This window comes from Nocardiopsis sp. NPDC006198 (assembly GCF_040613895.1).
GTDB classification, from domain to species: domain Bacteria; phylum Actinomycetota; class Actinomycetes; order Streptosporangiales; family Streptosporangiaceae; genus Nocardiopsis; species Nocardiopsis tropica.
Genome location: NZ_JBEXSY010000046.1, coordinates 18,300 through 34,700, shown reverse-complemented (window position 1 = coordinate 34,700; position 16,401 = coordinate 18,300). Strand labels below are relative to the sequence as shown.

Here is a 16,401-nt window from a genome sequence, read left to right as displayed (position 1 = left end):
GGCGACGCGCGGCAAGGCCGGGTCCGGGTCGGGGCGGGCCGGGGCGGGGCGGGGAACAGTCTCCGACCCGCCCGGCCGGGGCTCAGCCGTCCACGCGCTCCTCGGACCGGTCCCCCGCCCAGAGCGTGTGGAACACACCCTCGCGGTCCGCACGGCGGTAGGTGTGCGCCCCGAAGTAGTCGCGCTGGCCCTGGACCAGGGCCGCGGGCAGGCGCTCCGCGCGCAGCGCGTCGTAGTACGCCAGCGCCGCCGAGAACCCCGGCGTCGGCACCCCCTGCTCGGCGGCCGTGGCCACGACGTGCCGCCAGTCGCCCTGGGCCCGGCCCATCTCCTCCGCGAACGCGTCGTCGGACAGCAGGCTGGGCAGGTCCGGGCGGGCGGCGTAGGCGTCGCGCACACGGTCCAGGAACACGGCGCGGATGATGCACCCCGCACGCCACAGCGCCGCCACCGCGCCGGGGTCCACGTCCCAGCCGTACTCGGCGCTCCCGGCCGCGATCTGCAGGAACCCCTGGGTGTAGGAGACCAGCTTGGACGCGTACAGCGCCTGCTCGACCCGGTCCGCGAATCGGGCCGCCTCCTCCTCGCCCAGCGGTTCGGGCACGGGGCCGGGCAGTGCGCGGGAGGCCTCCCGCAGCTCCGCCCCGCCCGACAGCGAGCGCGCGAAGACCGCCTCGGCGATCCCCGGCACGGGGACCCCGAGGTCCAGGGCGGTCTGCACGGTCCAGCGGCCGGTGCCCTTCTGCTCCGCCCGGTCCTGGACCACGTCGACGAACGGGTCGCCCGTGGCCCCGTCGCGGTGGGCGAGCACCTCGGCGGTGATCTCGATCAGGTAGGAGTCCAGGCGGCCGGTGTTCCACGAGCGGAAGGTCTGCGCGATCCGCTCGGGCGAGTACCCGGCGACCGACCGCAGCAGCTGGTAGGCCTCCGCGATCAGCTGCATGTCGGCGTACTCGATGCCGTTGTGCACCATCTTCACGAAGTGCCCGGCGCCGTCCGGTCCCACGTGGGACACGCAGGCGGCGCCGTCGGGCGCCCTGGCCGCGATCCGCTCCAGCATCGGCGCGAGGGACCGGTAGGACTCCGCCGACCCGCCCGGCATGATGCTCGGGCCGTTCAGGGCGCCCTCCTCTCCCCCGGACACACCGGCCCCGACGAAGTGGATGCCGCGCTCGCGCAGCTCCGCCTCGCGGCGCCGGGTGTCGAGGAAGTGGGCGTTGCCGCCGTCGACGATGACGTCGCCCTCCTCCAGCAGGGGCGCGAACTCCTCGATCACGGCGTCGGTCGGCCCGCCCGCCTTGACCATGACCACCAGGCGGCGGGGCCGTTCGAGCGAGGCGACGAAGTCCTCCGCCGAGTAGGCCGGGACGAAGGAGCCCTCGTCCCCGAACCCGTCGACCAGGTCGCGCGTCCTGGCCTCCGACCGGTTGTGCACGGCGACGGTGAACCCGTTCCGTGCGAGGTTGCGGGCCAGGTTGCGTCCCATGACCGCGAGGCCCGTGACACCGATCTGCGCGGTGGCGTCCATCGTGCGTCCCCCTGTTGTCCGACGGCGGCTGTGTCCCCCGTTGCAAAGTACAGCCGGGCGCCCCCGGAGCGGTGTTCCGGGGCCCCGGCGTGTGGCCCGGCGCGGTGTCGGCTCGGCTGCCCCGCGGAACGCAGGGCGCGGTCGCCACCGGCCCCCGGACGGGCTCCGGCGCTCCGGGCCCGGGTCCCGGAGCCCGGGCTCAGCGCTCCGCCGGGCCCTTGGCCAGCGCGTCCACGAGGAGGCCGACGAGGGGGCGGGCGCGCTCCTCGGTGGCGTGCCGTACGGAATAGGCGACACCGCCCATGAGGAGCAGGACGTCGTCGGGGGAGACATCGGTTCGCAGGCTGCCGTCCCGGGCGCCGGCCTCCATGAGCGTGGAGACAGCGCCGAGGAGGAGTGCGCGGCTGTCGCGGTAAGGGTCGACCCCGGAGGCGATGACCGTGTTGAGGGCTTCGGACATACCGCTCTTGGCCGTGGCGTAGCGGATGAAGTCCTCCATCCACGCACGGGTCGCCTCGACGGCCGGGTGCCGGTCGAGGAGGACGTCCGCCTTCTCGCACACGTGGGTGAGTTCACGCCGGTAGGCGGCCTCGATGAGGGCCTCCCGGGTCGGGAAGTGCCGGTAGAGCGTGCCGACGCCGACACCCGCCTTCCTGGCGACGGCCGCCGGCGCGGTGTCCAGACCCTGTTCGGCGAAGACCTGCGCGGCCACCTCCAGAAGGCGCTCTCGGTTCTGCAGCGCGTCGCTCCTGGTCCGGCGCGGGGTGGCGGGCATGCGAGTTCCTTCGTGTCCGTCTCGGCTTGCATTCCGGAACGCGTTCCGCTTAAGGTCCAAACGGAACACGTTCCGGTAGAACCCTACTCCAGGAGACTTCCATGCCCCCTGTCCCGGACAAGGCCGTACGCCACTGGTTCGTCACCGGAGCCTCCGGCGGCCTGGGCCGCCACCTCACCGCGCACGCCCTCCGGAGCGGCGACCGCGTCACGGCCACGGTCCGCCGCCCCTCGGCCCTGGACGACCTGCGCCGGACCTACGGCGACCGGCTGTCCGTCGAGGTCCTCGACCTCGCCCGGCCGGACGACGTCCAGGAGGTGGTCGGCAGGACGCTCCGGGCCGGCCCCGTGGACATCGTGGTCAACAACGCCGGATACGCGGTCGTCGGCGCCGCCGAGGAGATGACCGCCGAGCAGATCCGCGACCAGATCGAGGTCCTCCTGCTCGCCCCCATGATGATCACCCGGGCCTTCCTGAAGCCGATGCGCGAGCAGGGCGGCGGCCGGATCATCCAGATCTCCAGCGTGGGCGGCCAGGTCGGCGTCCCCACGCACAGCGCCTACCACGCGGGCAAGTGGGGGCTGGAGGGCTTCACCGAGAGCGTCAGCCGCGAAGTCCGCGACTTCGGCATCCACCTCACCCTCGTCGAGCCCGGCGCCACCCGCACCGGTTTCGCGTCGGCCCTGGACTACACCACCGCAACGGCCGCCTATCGCGACAGCGCCGTCGGACTGATCCGGCGCCATCTGGAGACTGCCGACGGGAGCGCCTTCACCGGCGACCCGGCCAGGATCGCCGCCGTCGTCCACGACACCACCCGCCACCCCGACCCGCCCCTGCGCCTGGCCCTCGGTTCGGACACCTACGACGCCGTCCACGCGGCACTCACCGAACGCCTCACGGCGCTCGTGTCCCAGAAGGACCTCGCAGCGTCCGTCGCCTTCTCCCCCTGATCCGCCCCGTCGACGCCGCGCCCGCATTGCCATGGCCGACCCGCCTCGACAGGACCGCACCCCCACGCACCCCGGTGGAGCGTGGAGCCGGAGAACGGGAACAGGGCGGAACAGGATCCGGTGCCCGGCAGCACGGTTCCGCCCCGTTCCCCGCACCTCCCGGCGGTACGGGCCGCTCCGGTCGGCCGCCTGCGCGGGCTCAGGGGCGGCCGGACCCCTCCCCGACCCGCGCGGACGGCCGCACGGCCCTTCGGCGGGTGACGGCCAGGGCGAGCACGAGTGCCACGAACGCGACGCCGCCCGCCCAGCCGGGGAGCGCTCCGGCGGACGCGCCCTGGTCCAGCAGCCGGCCGCCCAGGGCCGCGCCGACCGCCGAGCCCAGGTACATGGCGGCCATCTGGAACGCGACGACCGCCATGGCCTGCCGCTCGCGCCCGTGGACGAGCAGGTGCTGGAGAACGGGCACGCCGGCCCACCCCGCGGCTCCCCACAGGGCGACCGCGACCACCCACACCGCGGCCTGGTCCAGCAGCGCCAGAGCCCCGAGCGCCAGGACCAGGACAGCCACGACCGCGGGAAGGAGCCTCCGGGACCCCCAGGCGTCCAGGGGCCTGCCGATCAGGACCGAGGCGGCGACGCCGCCGATGCCCCACACCCACACCAGGGCGAACACCAGCGGGGCCAGTCCGCGCTCGTCCGCCATGGGGACCAGGTAGGTGTACAGGCCCAGGCTCGCCAGTCCAAGGAGGAAGGCCAGGGCCACGCCCGTGGCGAGCACGGGGGACCCGAGGAGGCGCAGGTTCTCACCGAGCCGGACCACCGCGATGGCCGGGTACGGCGCCCGCCGGGCCAGGACCGCGACCATGCTGACGGCGCCGATCGCCACGACCAGCCCCATGGTCCAGCGCCATCCAGCCCACTGGCCGATGAGCATGCCGACCGGTACGCCCGCGACCGTTCCGGTCGAGAGGCCGAAGGTCACCAGCGCCATGGCGCGCCCGCGCTCGCGGTCGGCGACCATCGCGGCGGCCGTGGCTGTCGCCACCGCGGTCAGGACGCCGGCGCCGAGCCCGGCCACCACACGTGACGCCAGGAACACCGCGATGCCGGGGGCCAGCGCGGTGACGAGGTTGCCGAGGTTGAACAGGGCCAGCGCGACGACCAGGGCTCGCCTGGTGGAGCCGGCGACGAGCGGCCCCGACAGCAGCGGCCCGGCGAACGCGTAGGCGCCAGTGAACGCCGTGACGCCCAGGCCGACGGCGGCCACGGACACCGTGAGCGATTCCGCGATCCGGGGCAGGACCCCGGCCAGCACGTACGCGTCGATCCCGAGGGAGACGGTGGCGGCCACCAGCGGCCACAGACGGCGGATCACTGCCCGGCCGCCTGCTCCTGGCCCCCACCGCGCGCCTTCCCGTCGGCCGGCTCCGACTCGTAGCCCGCCAGGACGGTGCCGACCAGGCCGGGGAACCTGGCGTCCAGGTCCTCGGCGCGCAGGCTGATCATGCACTTGCGCCCCTCGGCCCGCACGAAGGCGACGCCGGACTCGCGCAGGAGGCTCGTGTGGTGGGTCAGGGTCGACCTGGGCAGGTCGGGCCCCAGGTCGATGCTGTCCACCTCGCCCTCCCGGGCGAGTGTGCGGACCATCTCCAGGCGCAGGGGCTCGCTCAGCGCGAACAGCACGCGCGCCAGCGAGATCTCCCCGGTCTCGGGGTGGACGTAGGTCCGTACCGCAGCCATCGGCGTCGCCTCCGCAATCGTTCGACTATTTTCGCACAATGATAGTGCGAAGATTGTCGCACAATCACCGGGGGGCGCCACAGAGGCGGGCCGCACGCGAGGCGTCCACGGCCCAGCGGCGTGCGGTCGCGGGCGGGGGCGCCCGTTCCGGAACGCGCCGCGGAGCGCTACGGTGTCGGCGCAGACGAGAACCCGCGCGGGCGGACAGCCGTTCCCGACCCCGGCCGCGCCGTCCCGAGAGTCCGAGGTCAGCCATGTCCCAGGCACACGATCGCGCCCGCGCCCTCCACGAGGCCCGCCGGACGCGCAAGCCGGTCCCCCCGTTCACCGACGCCGACCCCGCGCTCGGCGAGGCGGAGGGGTACGAGACGCAGGCGGAGCTGCTGGAACTGCTGCTCGCCGACGGCGACGAGGTCATCGGCTACAAGGTGGGGCTGACCTCGGCCCCGGCACGCAAGCTGCTGGGCATCGACTCCCCCGACCACGGCCCGCTCCTGGCCTCCGCCGTGTACCGGGACGGCGACACCCTGCCGCTGGACCGTTTCATCGCGCCGAAGATCGAGGCGGAGATCGTCCTGAGGCTCGGCTCCCCCCTGAAGGGGCCGGGCGTGACCGTCGAGCAGGCACGGGCGGCGGTGTCGGAGGTCAGGGCCGGGGTCGAGATCGTCGACTCCCGCATCGAGGACTGGCGGATCCGGATCGCCGACACGGTCTCCGACCTGGCGTCCACGGGGGCCATCGCCGTCTCCGACACGGCGGTCCCCCTGGAGGGGTTCGAGCCCCGCCTGGTCGGCATGGTCCTGAGCCGCAACGGCGAGGTCGTGGACACCGGGGTCGGCGCCGCGGCGCTGGGCGACCCGGTGGCCGTGCTCGCGTGGCTGGCCAACTCCCTGGCCGGGTCCGGCAGGGTCCTGGAGCCCGGACAGCTGGTCCTGACCGGCGCCCTGCACACGCCGATCGCCCTGGAGGCGGGGGACGTGTTCACGGCCGAGTTCGACCGGCTGGGGTCGCTGACGCTGCGGGTGGCCGAGACCGTTTAGGGAGAAACCGAACCGGGTTTTCCACCTCCGGTTGAGATTTTACCGAGTTCGCACCTTGACGACGTAGATCTACCAAAGGGGAACAATGTCCGGTGTTCGCGGGGGCGCCGGGGACCGCCGTCCGTGGTCGGTGGAGTTCGACTCCCACGGAAGGAGCGTCCACCGGCCCGACCACCCCGCCCGGGAGTTCGAACGCGCCCTCCTGGACCACCTCCACGACCGGGGGTGGCGGGGCGCGCCCCGCCAGTACGGCCACGACCACCGCGGACGCCTGGTGTACGACTTCCTCCCCGGCCGGGCCGTCCACCACCGCGCCCCCCTCCCCCGCCACTACATCGCCCGTGCGGCCCGGCTCACCCGGGAGTTCCACGACCTGACCGCCGGGACCGCGCTCGCCGGGGACCAGGAGGTCGTCTGCCACAACGACCTGGACCCCCGCAACACCATCGACCTGGACGGCGTGCCCTACGCGTTCGTGGACTGGGAGCTGGCCGCCCCGGGCCGGCGCGTGCACGACGTCGCCCACCTGTGCTGGCAGTTCGCGCGCCTGGGCCCCGGGGCGGTCGGCGCGGGCGCCCGGATCCGGCTGGTCTGCGACTCCTACGGACTCGCCGAACGCGGGGACGTCGTGGAGACGGTCCTGTGGTGGCAGGACCGCTGCCGTCGGGGCATCCTCGACCTGGCCGCGAAGGGCGACCCGAAGATGCGCCACTTCCGCGACCGGGGTGTCGTGGAGGAGGTGCGGGAGGCCCGTGAGTGGACGGCCGGGCACCGGGCGGAGCTGGAGGCCGCCCTGGCGTCCGACGCTTCCCCGCCGCATCCGCCCGGCGACCCGGCCGCCTGGTGAGGCCGTGGCCTCCTCCCTGCCGGACCCGCCGGCGTCGCTCACACTGCCGGCGGCGGTCTTCGCCACCCTGCTCGACAGGCGGCCCCGTGCGTGGCCGGTCGACCGCGCGAGCCGGGTCGGACCGGCCGCCGGGAACCGCAGCGGACGTCCGGCCTCCGCCGCGTCCACCCGCCGCTACGGGAGCGAGGAGGGCTCGGGGACCGCGAGCCGGAGCTGGAGACGGGTGAGCTTCTCGTGGGCGGGGGTGCCCGGTTCGGCGCTGAGCATGACCACGCGCAGGTCGGAGCCCGGCACCGCGAGGGTCTGGGAGTCGAGGTCGAGCACTCCGAGTTCGGCGTGCTCGACGCGCTTGCGCAGCGTCGTACGCGGACGGACGTCGTGCCGCCGCCACTCCGCCGCGAACCCGGGCATCCGCTCGGCGGACTCGCCGACCAGCCGCCGGAGCGCGGCGTCGTGCGGGCGGCGGGACAGCGCCTCGCGCGCGTGGGCCGCCGCCTGCGCCTCGAACCCGCCCGCCGCCCCCTGGGGCGCCGAGCACACCGTCCCGCCCAGGCGCGCGGCCAGGCGCAGCACGTTGCGCTCGGCCGGGGGCAGCGCGCCGAAGTCCGTGACCAGCGCCGCCGCCAGGTCGTTCCAGGCCACGATGTCGTGCCGGTCGTCGCAGACGTAGGCGGCGACCGGGCCGAGCCGGTCCAGCAGGGCGAGCACCCCCGGCGGGACCTGTTCGGCCGGCCCCGGCCGTGCGGACGGCGCGTGCCCGGCCAGCCGGGACAGGTGCGCCCTCTCCGCCCCCGACAGCGCCAGGGCCCGCCCGATCGCGTCGATCACCTGCGGTGACGGACGCGGCGCCCGGGCCTGCTCCAGCCGCTCGTAGTAGCTCACCGAGACCCCGGCGAGGTCGGCGACCTCCTCGCGTCGCAGCCCCGGCGTGCGCCGTGCGCGCCCGCCCGCGCGGACGGGAAGGCCGGCGTCGGCCGGGCTCAGGGCCTCGCGGCGGGCGCGCAGGAAACCGCCGAGTTCTCGCTTGTCCACACTCCCAGCCTGCCATGCGCGCGGACGGCGAGCCACGGACCAGTGGTCCGGGGACGACGCGGCCGTTCCCCCGCACGGCGCGCCCCGCCACTGTGGTGGACGAGGGACCCGACAACGGAGGCGGAGATGGAACGATCACCCGAAGAAGTGCTCCGGCGGATGCTGGAGCTGCTGGAGGCCAAGGACATGGACGGCATCGCCGGGATGTGGGCGCCGGACGGGACGGCCGCGTTCCCGTTCGCGGAGGCCGGGGCGCCCACGCGGCTGGACGGCCGGGAGGCGGTGCGCGACTACCTGTCCGGATACACCGATGTGTACGACGTCACCGGCGTCCCGGCGATGCGCGTGCACCGCACCGGGGATCCGGAGACCGTCGTCGCCGAGTACAGCGCCGAGGGCCGGACGGTGCGCACGGGCGTGCCCTACCGGATGGACTACATCACCGTGGTCACGGTGCGGGACGGGTTCATCACCGAGTTCCGCGACTACTGGAGTCCCGTGCAGGCGGCACGCGCCGGCGGCGGGCTGGAAGCACTGCGGAAGGGGCTCGGGGCATGACGATCCTCGTCACCGGCGGCACCGGCAACACCGGCCGCCCCCTGGCCGAGACGCTGCGGTCCCGCGGCGCGGACGTGCGCGTGGCCAGTCGCAGGCCGGGCCCCGGGGGCGTGCCCTTCGACTGGGCGGACCCGGGGACGCACGCCCGCGCCCTCGCCGGGGCGGAGGCCCTGTACCTGGTGCCTCCGCCGCTGACCCTGGACCCCATGCCGGCGGCCGGGCCGTTCCTGGCGGCCGCCAGGGCCGCCGGGGTGCGGCGCGTGGTGCTGCTCGGCTCGCTGGCGGAGCTGCCCGGCGCCCCGGGCGCCGCGGAGCTGGGCGGGGCCGTGCGGTCGTTCCCGGAGTGGGCGGTGCTGCGGCCGTCGGGGTTCATGCAGAACTTCACCGGTGCGCACCCGGTGGCGGTGGGCATCCGCGAGCGCGGCGAGATCCGCTCGGCGACCGGCGGCGGGCGGCTCGGATGGATCGACGCCGCCGACATCGCGGCCGTCGCGGCGGAGGTGCTGACGGCGCCGGGGCCGGTGGCCGGCGACCACGTGCTCACCGGGCCGGAGTCGTTCGGGTACACGGAGGCGGCGGCGGTCATCGCCGACGCTGCCGGCCGACCGGTGCGCCACACGCCGGCGCCGGCGGCCGAGCTGGTCCGGCGCAACCTGGACGCGGGCATGCCGGAGCCCTTCGCCTCGGCGCTGGTCGGGGTGGACTCCGGCATCGCCCGAGGCGAGGAGGACCGCGTCACGGACACGGTCCACCGTCTGACCGGCCGCCCGCCCCGCGCCTTCGCCGACTTCGCCCGCGCCCACCGGAAGGAGTGGTCCGCGGTCTGAGGGGCCGGGCGGACCGGTCCGGCGGCCGGCGGTGCGGGACGCCGCCCGCTCCCCGGACCGGTCCGGCCGCGCCCGCGCGACGCGGGTCGCCTCCGGGCTCCGCCGCCGCTTCGACGCCGGGCGGTTGGTGAGGCTAACCTAACGAGGGGCGTTCTCCGCCCGTCCGTCCGACCGAGGAGTACATGGGCCCGTGCGCATCGAACACCCCCGCCACCGCGCGATGATCCGCACCCGCGTGGTGCGCACCACCCGCGTCAGCAAGCACTTCGTCACGGTGACCCTCGGCGGCGGGGAACTGGAGGGGTTCGACTTCCTCGGCCGCGACCAGTTCGTGCGCCTCTTCCTCCCCCGCGAGGGCCAGGACCGGCTGCACATGCCCGCCGACGCCGACAAGCGCTGGGTGGAGCAGCTGTACGCGATGTCCGACGACCGCAAGCCGCACGTGCGCAGCTACTCCGTGCGCCGCTTCGACCCGGAGGCGCTCGAACTCGACCTGGAGTTCGTGGACCACGGCGACGCCGGCCCGGCCTCCGCCTGGGCCGCTGCGGCCGCCCCCGGCGACGAGGCGGGCCTGCTCGCCGACGCCGTCTACTACGTGCCCTCCGAGGACACCGACTGGCAGCTCCTCGTGGGCGACGAGAGCGCCGTGCCCGCCCTGGTGTCGATCCTGGAGCAGGCCCCCGCCGACCTGCGGGCCCGGGTCTACCTGGAGGTCCCCTCCTCCGACGACGTCCGGCCGCTGCCCGACCTGCCCGGCGTGGACGTGCACTGGCTGCCCCGCACCGACCCGCACGCCCTGCCCGGCAGGCTCGCCCTGGACACCGTGCGCGCCGCCGAGTTCCCGCCGGGCCGCCCCTTCTGCTTCGTCGCCGGGGAGAACGCCCTGCCCACCGGCCTGCGGCGGGTGCTCGTCCGCGAGCGCGGGGTGCCCAAGTCCGACATCGCGTTCGTCGGCTACTGGCGCCACGGCACCTCGGCCATGGACTGACGGGGCGTGCCGACAGGGCGCCGGACGGGCGCCCCCGTCAGCCCGCGAGGTAGGCGAGGACCGCGAGCACCCGGCGGTTGTCGTTCGGGTTCACCGGCAGGTCGAGCTTGGTGAAGATCCCGCTCACGTGCTTGGCGACCGCCGCCTCGGTGACCACCAGGGCCTCCGCCGCCGCGGCGTTGGTGCGGCCCCTCGCCATCAGTTCCAGCACCTCGCGCTCGCGCGGGGTCAGCCGCTCCAGGACCGACCTGTTGCGGCGCCGGCCCAGCAGGCGGCGCACCACCCCGGGGTCGACGACGGTGCCCCCGGCGGCGACCCGCTCCAGGGTGCCCAGGAACTCGTCCACGTCCCCGACCCGGTCCTTGAGCAGGTAGCCGACCCCCTCGGCGCGGCTCTCCAGGAGTTCGGCGGCGGCCGCGCCCAGCACGTACTGGGACAGGACGAGGATCCCCGTGCGGGGGTGGGCGCGGGCGAGCGCGATCGCGGCGCGCAGCCCGTCGTCGTTGTGGCCGGGCGGCATGCGCACGTCGGTGACCACGAGGTCGGGGCGGTGCGCGTCCACCGCCGCCATGAGCGCGGGTGCGTCGCCGACCGAGGCCGCCACCTCGTGCCCGACCATGGCGACGAGCTGTTCCAGGCCCGCCCTCAGCAGGACCGAGTCCTCGGCGATCACGATCCGCACGGGATCCTCACCTCCACCGTCGTCGGCCCTCCGCCGGGGCTGGTCAGGGACACCCGCCCGCCCAGGGCTGCCGCCCGGTCGGCCAGGCCGGTCAGCCCGCTCCCCCGGTCCGGGTCGGCGCCGCCGCGGCCGTCGTCGGTGACCGTGAGGAGCAGGGTCCCGCGCCGCGCCCCTCCGTTCACGCGCAGGCCCACCCGGACGGTGTCGGCCCCGGAGTGGCGGGCGGCGTTGGCCACGGCCTCGGCGGCGCAGAAGTACGCGGTGGACTCGACGGCGTCGGGCAGCCGCCCCACGTCCCCCGCCTCCACGGCCACCTCCACCTGCTGGGTGTCCGCCAGCTCCTCCAGCGCGGCGACGAGCCCGCGCTCGGTCAGGGCCGCCGGATGGATGCCGTGCACCAGCTCGCGCAGCTCGACGAGGGCGGCGCGGGCGTCGGCGTGCGCCTGCTCGACCAGGGCCCTGGCCTGCTCGGGGTCGTCGTCGAACCGGCTGCTCGCCATGCCCAGGCGCACGACCAGCGCGGTGAGCCGCTGCTGGGCCCCGTCGTGCAGGTCGCGCTCGATCCGCCGCCGTTCGGCCGTGAACCCGTCCACGATCCGCGTGCGGGACCGGGACACCAGGACGAGCCGCTCTCCGAGCTCGGCCAGTTCCTCCCCGCGCGGCGCGGTCAGCAGCGCACGCGCCAGCCGGGCGCGGCCCGCCGCCAGCACCATGGCCGTGTAGGCGCTCACCGGCAGCGTGCCGAGGCCGAGGAGAACGGCGGGGGCGACCGGGGACGGGCCGTCGGCGACCCCGGCGGCGCGCAGCACCGGCGAGGCCAGCAGGACGGCCGGCACCCCCGCCAGGACCACCGCCACGGTCAGTTCGACCACGCACAGCAGCGCCAGCAGCAGCCCGTGGGCCAGTTCCAGCCAGGAGGCCGCCTCGCGTGAGCGCCACCGGATCCAGCCCGCGGGCCCGGCCCCCGGCGGCGGGGGCGTGTGCGGGGAGGGCGCGGGCGCCCCGTCCACGAGGGCGAGCCTGCGGCGCTCGACCGCCCCCAGGGGGAGGCCCGCCAGGGTGAGCAGCGGCCAGCACAGGAGCGACCACACCGCGGCGACCGGGGCCGACGTGGCCAGGTAGAGCAGGGCACGCCACGGCCAGGGGGTGAGGAGCACCGCGACCGGACGGCGTACGAGCGCCGGCCACAGAGCCGTCTCGGCGTCGTTGTCTCGCACCGGGGAATCCTATGCCGCCCCTCGCGGGAAAGGGGGTTCCGGAGGCGAAGAGGGGTGCTCCCCCCACCCCGGGGGTCGAGGTTCCTCTACCCGGACCACCCGTCCGGGGACCGGCTCCGGCACGGCGGCGGGCCCGGCCGGGGCGGCCGACCGTGCCCGCGCGGGCGGGCCCGCCCCGGAACGGCGGCAACCGCGACGGCCGGAGGGGCCGGGGCGGCGCAGGTACACGAACGCGACGCCGTGGCCCGCCGGGCGGGCGGACGTCAGGACGGGCCGCCGGGCGGGCGGGTGGACAGGCCGCCGGGCGGGCAGGCGGCCGGGCCGCGCACCGGTGCCGCAGGTGCCGCCGGCGCCCGCCCCGGGGAGGGGCCGGACGCCGGCGGCGCGGAAGGGCCGCGCGCGCAGGCCCCCTGCCTCACATCCGGGCGTTGCGCAGGACCGGCACGGCCTCGCGCACGGCGGCGGCCTCCGCCACGTCGATGTCGGCGACCAGGAGCCCCGGCGCCCCGTCGAGCCCGGCCCTGCGGGTGCCGTCCGGGCCGATGACGGCGCTGTGGCCGATACCCCGGGGCGCGGTGCCCTCCACCGGGCCGGGGTCGGCCTGTCCGCAGGCCAGCACCCACGACGTGGAGTCCAGGGCGCGGGCGCGGGTGAGCAGGTCCCACTGCTCCCGCTTGCCGGGGCCGGCTCCCCAGGAGGCGCACACGGCGATCACCTGGGCCCCGGCCAGGGCGAGCCTCCGGAAGAGTTCGGGGAAGCGGACGTCGTAGCAGACGGCCAGGCCCACGCGGACCCCGCCGACCTCGATGACGACCGGCTCGGCGCCGGGGGCGACGGAGTCGGACTCCCGGTGCCCGAAGGCGTCGAAGACGTGGATCTTCTGATAGGCCGCTTCGACGCCGTCCCCGGTGGCCAGCAGCAGGTTGCGGACCCTTCCGTCACCGGCCGGGGCGAACGTCCCGGCGAGGACGGTGACCCCGTGGCGGTCGGCGATCCCGCGCAGGCCCGTCGCCCAGGGCCCGTCCAGCGGCTGGGCGGCCCCGGCCAGGTCGGCCCCGAAGTGGACCATGGCGGCCTCGGGCAGGACCACCAGCTCGGCCCCGGAGGCCGCGGCCTCGGCCACGGCGGTCTCCGCGATCGCGAGGTTCTCCTCGGGCCGGTCGGTGGAGGAGATCTGGCAGAGTGCTACGCGCATCGTGTTTCCCCTGTGTTTCTTGGCTCATGGAGTGCGCGCCGACGGCGCGCCCCGGGACAGTAAGGTCGTGCATACATGTTGTGTACGTGAGGAGGGGCAGTGGCCGCATCGGGTCGGGAGAGGGCCTACCAGTTCCTGAAGGACTCCTACCTGAGCGATCCGGAGCGCCAGGGGGGCTTCATCAACGAGCAGGAGGTCGCCAGCCTGATCGGGGTGTCGCGGACCCCCATCCGCGAGGCGCTCCTCCTCCTGTCCGCCGAGGACCTGGTGCAGCTCATCCCCAAGCGCGGCGCCTACGTCGCCCCGATGAGCGGGCGCGAGCTCTCCGAGCTGATGGAGATGCGCGGCATGGTCGAGCGCCACGCGGCCGAGCAGGCCCTGCGCCGGGGCGCGGCGCCGGTCGGGCCGATGGAGGACGCGCTGCGGCACCAGGAGGAGCTCACGGTGCCCGAGGAGGCCCGCACGTTCATCGACTGGGACCACCGCTTCCACTCGGCCCTGGTCGCCTCGACCGGCAACGACATGCTCATCAAGTTCTACGACGGGCTGCGCGCCCGACAGGTCCGGGCGGGCATGGTCGCCCTGTTCTCCACCCAGGACCGGTACGCGTCCGTCCTGGACGAGCACACCGTCATCCTGGACGCGCTGCGCTCGGGCGACGAGGCCGCGGCCGCGGCGGCCATCGACTCGCACCTGGACGCCACGCTGAAGGTCCTGCTGGAGAGCTGAGCGACCGCCCTCCGGGGCCCCGGAGGGTGCGCTCGGGCCCGGTGGCGGTCCGGGCGCCCACCGGGCCGGACCGGCCGCCGCGCACGGCGGCCGGGGGACCCCGTGGCGCGGACGCCCGGCCCCGGGAGGCGCGCAGGCCCCGGACGCCACCGGTCTAGGCCCCGGCGCCGGCGAGGAGCTCCTCGTCCTCGTGCGGCGCGGGGTCGCGGCCCAGCACCAGGCCCGCCACCGTGACGGCGGCCGTGACGGCGACGTAGACGGCCAGCGGCACCCAGCTGCCGGTGGCGGCCAGCAGGTACGTGAACACGAGCGGCGCGACGGCGCCGCCGATGATCCCCGCCAGGGTGTAGGCGAGGGAGCTGCCCGTGTTGCGCAGGCGCGGGTGGAACTGCTCGGAGACGAAGGCGGCCTGCGGGCCGTACATGACCGAGTGCAGGGCGAGGCCGACCACGATGCCGCCGGTGAGGGCGAGGAACGAGGCGTCGGCGATGGCCGGGAAGAACACGAAAGGCCAGATCCCGGCGCCGAGGGCGCCCAGGCCGTAGAGCAGCCGCCGGTTGACGCGGTCGGAGAGCCATCCCGCGAGCGGGATGAGGGCCACCTGGAAGGCCGACCCGGTCAGGACCGCAGCCAGGACCGTGCCGGACTCCAGCCCGAGCACCTGGGTCCCGTAGGTGAGGACGAAGACCGTGAACAGGGCGTAGACGACGTCGGGGGCGACCCGGCTGAGGACCGCCGCGGTCAGGGGCCGTGCCTGCTTCGTGAAGACCTCGCGCAGGGGCGCCGAGGGCCGCTCCCCCTCCTCCGCGATGGCCTGGAAGACGGGGGTCTCCTCCAGCTTGGCCCGGATCCACAGCCCGAAGAGGACGAGGACGCCCGACAGGAGGAAGGCGACGCGCCAGCCCCAGGAGAGGAACTGCTCCTCGGTGAGCAGCAGTCCGAGCAGGGCCAGGACGCCGTTGGCCATGAGGTTGCCCAGGGGCGGGCCCACCTGCGCGGCCGAGGCGAAGAAGCCCCGGCGGCGGGGGTCGCCGAACTCGCTGGACAGGAGCACGGCGCCGCCCCACTCGCCGCCCACGCCGACGCCCTGGGCGAAGCGGAGGGCGACCAGGAGGACGGCGGCGGTGCCGCCGATGCTGGCGTGCGTGGGCAGGAGGCCGATGAGGAAGGTGGCCACGCCGATGAGCACGAGCGTGCTGACGAGGACCTTCTTGCGGCCGACGACGTCGCCGAGTCGGCCGAAGAAGATCCCGCCCAGCGGCCTGGCCACGTAGCCGACGGCGTAGGTGGAGAACGCGAGCATCGTCGCGGCCAGCGGGTCGTGGCTGGGGAAGAAGAGGTGCCCGAAGACGAGCGCCGAGGCCGCCGAGTAGATCGCGAAGTCGTACCACTCCAGGGCGGTTCCCGAGAGGCTGGCGATGAACGCGCGCGCCACCGTCCCGCGCCCCACCTCTCTCGCGCGGGTCGTCGCTGCTTGTGGCTGGTCCATCTCGTTCCTTCCGGTCGTGTTGCGCAGATGCTGGTTATACTCGTCGTATACAAGAGGTATGCGCAAGTCCCGGAGGATTTTGATGACCGAACTGCAATTCGAACTCAACGACGGGACCACGGTCGCCGTGGAGGTCACGCACCTGCTCAACGCCGGCTACACCGGCCGCAGCCAGGACGACGTGCGCGCCCACGTGGAGGAGCTGGCCCTCCTCGGCGTCCCCGCCCCCACCACCACACCGGCCCTGTACCCGGTGTCCCCCTACCTCGCCGCGCAGGTGTCGCAGGTCCCGGCCCAGCACGGCCGCACCTCCGGCGAGGCCGAGTGGGCCCTCGTCGTGACCGGCCCCGAGCCGCGGGACGTGCTCGTCACGGTGGCCTGCGACCACACCGACCGCGAGCTGGAGGCGCACGGCGTGGCGTGGAGCAAGAACGCGGGCCCCGACGTCCTCGGCGCTCGGGCCTGGCGCCTGACCGACGTCGAGGACCGGTGGGACGACATCACCCTGAAGGCGTGGGTCGGGACCGGGGACGGCGAGGCCGAGATCCAGGACGGCACCCTCGCCGAGCTCCTGCCCCCCTCCTACTGGCTGGAGGTCCTGCGGGAGCGCGGCCTGCTGGTGACCGGCGCCGTCCTGCTGTCGGGCACGATCCCCATGCGCGCCGACGTGGACCAGTTCGCCTCCTCCTGGCGGGTGGAGCTGACCGACCCCGCCTCCGGGGACACCCTCGGCCTGGCCTACCGGGTCGCCCCGCTCCCCGAGCCCATCGGCTGACCGGGTCCGCCGGACGACGGACGGGC

The 16,401-nt window shown here is 75.2% G+C and carries 17 protein-coding genes; 8 read left to right on the top strand and 9 right to left on the bottom strand.

Translation table 11 applies throughout. The features are described 5' to 3' along the window. Window positions 1-82 precede the first annotated feature (82 nt). Window positions 83-1,528, bottom strand: coding sequence for an NADP-dependent phosphogluconate dehydrogenase (gene gndA, locus ABZ234_RS24850; protein ID WP_355013627.1), 1,446 nt, complete (start codon window positions 1,526-1,528; stop codon window positions 83-85). Window positions 1,529-1,727: 199 nt separating this feature from the next. Beyond that, window positions 1,728-2,303, bottom strand: coding sequence for a helix-turn-helix domain-containing protein (locus ABZ234_RS24845; RefSeq protein ID WP_355013626.1), 576 nt, complete (start codon window positions 2,301-2,303; stop codon window positions 1,728-1,730). Window positions 2,304-2,404: 101 nt separating this feature from the next. Here ABZ234_RS24845 and ABZ234_RS24840 point away from each other — a divergent pair, with 101 nt between their 5' ends. Continuing rightward, complete coding sequence (locus ABZ234_RS24840; protein WP_355013625.1) at window positions 2,405-3,256, top strand: SDR family oxidoreductase; 852 nt, start codon at window positions 2,405-2,407, stop codon at window positions 3,254-3,256. 199 nt (window positions 3,257-3,455) lie between these two features. On the opposite strand, the gene ABZ234_RS24835 is transcribed toward ABZ234_RS24840, so the two are convergent. Both ABZ234_RS24835 and ABZ234_RS24830 read right to left on the bottom strand, forming a co-directional pair. After that, window positions 3,456-4,631, bottom strand: coding sequence for an MFS transporter (locus ABZ234_RS24835; RefSeq protein ID WP_355013624.1), 1,176 nt, complete (start codon window positions 4,629-4,631; stop codon window positions 3,456-3,458). Continuing rightward, window positions 4,628-4,996: a helix-turn-helix transcriptional regulator gene (locus ABZ234_RS24830; RefSeq protein ID WP_355013623.1), complete on the bottom strand. Its 369-nt coding sequence runs from the start codon at window positions 4,994-4,996 to the stop codon at window positions 4,628-4,630. Before ABZ234_RS24830 ends, ABZ234_RS24835 begins: the two co-directional genes overlap by 4 nt. A 254-nt stretch (window positions 4,997-5,250) precedes the next feature. Between ABZ234_RS24830 and ABZ234_RS24825 the strand changes: the two genes are divergently transcribed. Both ABZ234_RS24825 and ABZ234_RS24820 read left to right on the top strand, forming a co-directional pair. Continuing rightward, complete coding sequence (locus ABZ234_RS24825) at window positions 5,251-6,036, top strand: fumarylacetoacetate hydrolase family protein (RefSeq protein ID WP_355013622.1); 786 nt, start codon at window positions 5,251-5,253, stop codon at window positions 6,034-6,036. An 85-nt stretch (window positions 6,037-6,121) separates the two neighbouring features. Beyond that, the gene (locus tag ABZ234_RS24820) at window positions 6,122-6,883 is read left to right on the top strand and encodes a phosphotransferase (protein WP_355013621.1); all 762 of its coding nucleotides are present in this window, start codon (window positions 6,122-6,124) and stop codon (window positions 6,881-6,883) included. 174 nt (window positions 6,884-7,057) lie between these two features. On the opposite strand, the gene ABZ234_RS24815 is transcribed toward ABZ234_RS24820, so the two are convergent. Continuing rightward, a complete protein-coding gene (locus tag ABZ234_RS24815) occupies window positions 7,058-7,915 on the bottom strand; it encodes a helix-turn-helix transcriptional regulator (protein WP_355013620.1) in 858 nt (285 codons plus the stop codon). A 126-nt stretch (window positions 7,916-8,041) separates the two neighbouring features. Between ABZ234_RS24815 and ABZ234_RS24810 the strand changes: the two genes are divergently transcribed. From ABZ234_RS24810 to ABZ234_RS24800, 3 genes are all read left to right on the top strand, one after another. After that, window positions 8,042-8,473 carry a nuclear transport factor 2 family protein gene (locus ABZ234_RS24810; RefSeq protein ID WP_355013619.1) on the top strand — a complete coding sequence of 144 codons (432 nt, stop codon included), beginning with the start codon at window positions 8,042-8,044 and terminating at the stop codon, window positions 8,471-8,473. Continuing rightward, window positions 8,470-9,300 carry an ergot alkaloid biosynthesis protein gene (locus tag ABZ234_RS24805; RefSeq protein ID WP_355013618.1) on the top strand — a complete coding sequence of 277 codons (831 nt, stop codon included), beginning with the start codon at window positions 8,470-8,472 and terminating at the stop codon, window positions 9,298-9,300. The genes ABZ234_RS24810 and ABZ234_RS24805 overlap by 4 nt, the downstream gene beginning before the upstream one ends. A gap of 190 nt (window positions 9,301-9,490) precedes the next feature. Further along, window positions 9,491-10,288 carry a siderophore-interacting protein gene (locus tag ABZ234_RS24800; RefSeq protein WP_355013617.1) on the top strand — a complete coding sequence of 266 codons (798 nt, stop codon included), beginning with the start codon at window positions 9,491-9,493 and terminating at the stop codon, window positions 10,286-10,288. Between the two features lie 37 nt (window positions 10,289-10,325). On the opposite strand, the gene ABZ234_RS24795 is transcribed toward ABZ234_RS24800, so the two are convergent. The 3 genes from ABZ234_RS24795 to ABZ234_RS24785 all read right to left on the bottom strand — a co-directional run bounded on the left by ABZ234_RS24795 (window position 10,326) and on the right by ABZ234_RS24785 (window position 13,382). Further along, window positions 10,326-10,970 (bottom strand): response regulator transcription factor, encoded by a 645-nt coding sequence (locus ABZ234_RS24795; protein WP_355013616.1) that lies wholly within the window; start codon window positions 10,968-10,970, stop codon window positions 10,326-10,328. Then, entirely contained in the window at window positions 10,958-12,187 is a 1,230-nt protein-coding gene (locus tag ABZ234_RS24790; RefSeq protein WP_355013615.1) for a sensor domain-containing protein, read from the bottom strand. The genes ABZ234_RS24795 and ABZ234_RS24790 overlap by 13 nt, the downstream gene beginning before the upstream one ends. A 415-nt stretch (window positions 12,188-12,602) precedes the next feature. After that, complete coding sequence (locus tag ABZ234_RS24785; RefSeq protein ID WP_355013614.1) at window positions 12,603-13,382, bottom strand: carbon-nitrogen hydrolase family protein; 780 nt, start codon at window positions 13,380-13,382, stop codon at window positions 12,603-12,605. A 99-nt stretch (window positions 13,383-13,481) separates the two neighbouring features. Between ABZ234_RS24785 and ABZ234_RS24780 the strand changes: the two genes are divergently transcribed. Next, on the top strand, window positions 13,482-14,111 hold the full coding sequence (locus tag ABZ234_RS24780; RefSeq protein WP_267949560.1) for a GntR family transcriptional regulator: 630 nt from the start codon (window positions 13,482-13,484) through the stop codon (window positions 14,109-14,111). Window positions 14,112-14,265: 154 nt separating this feature from the next. Here ABZ234_RS24780 and ABZ234_RS24775 read toward each other — a convergent pair whose 3' ends face one another. Further along, window positions 14,266-15,600: an MFS transporter gene (locus ABZ234_RS24775; RefSeq protein WP_355013613.1), complete on the bottom strand. Its 1,335-nt coding sequence runs from the start codon at window positions 15,598-15,600 to the stop codon at window positions 14,266-14,268. 82 nt (window positions 15,601-15,682) lie between these two features. On the opposite strand from ABZ234_RS24775, the gene ABZ234_RS24770 reads away from it, so the two are divergent. Beyond that, window positions 15,683-16,375, top strand: a complete 693-nt coding sequence (locus ABZ234_RS24770; protein ID WP_355013612.1) for a DUF2848 domain-containing protein — start codon at window positions 15,683-15,685, stop codon at window positions 16,373-16,375. Window positions 16,376-16,401: the final 26 nt, after the last annotated feature.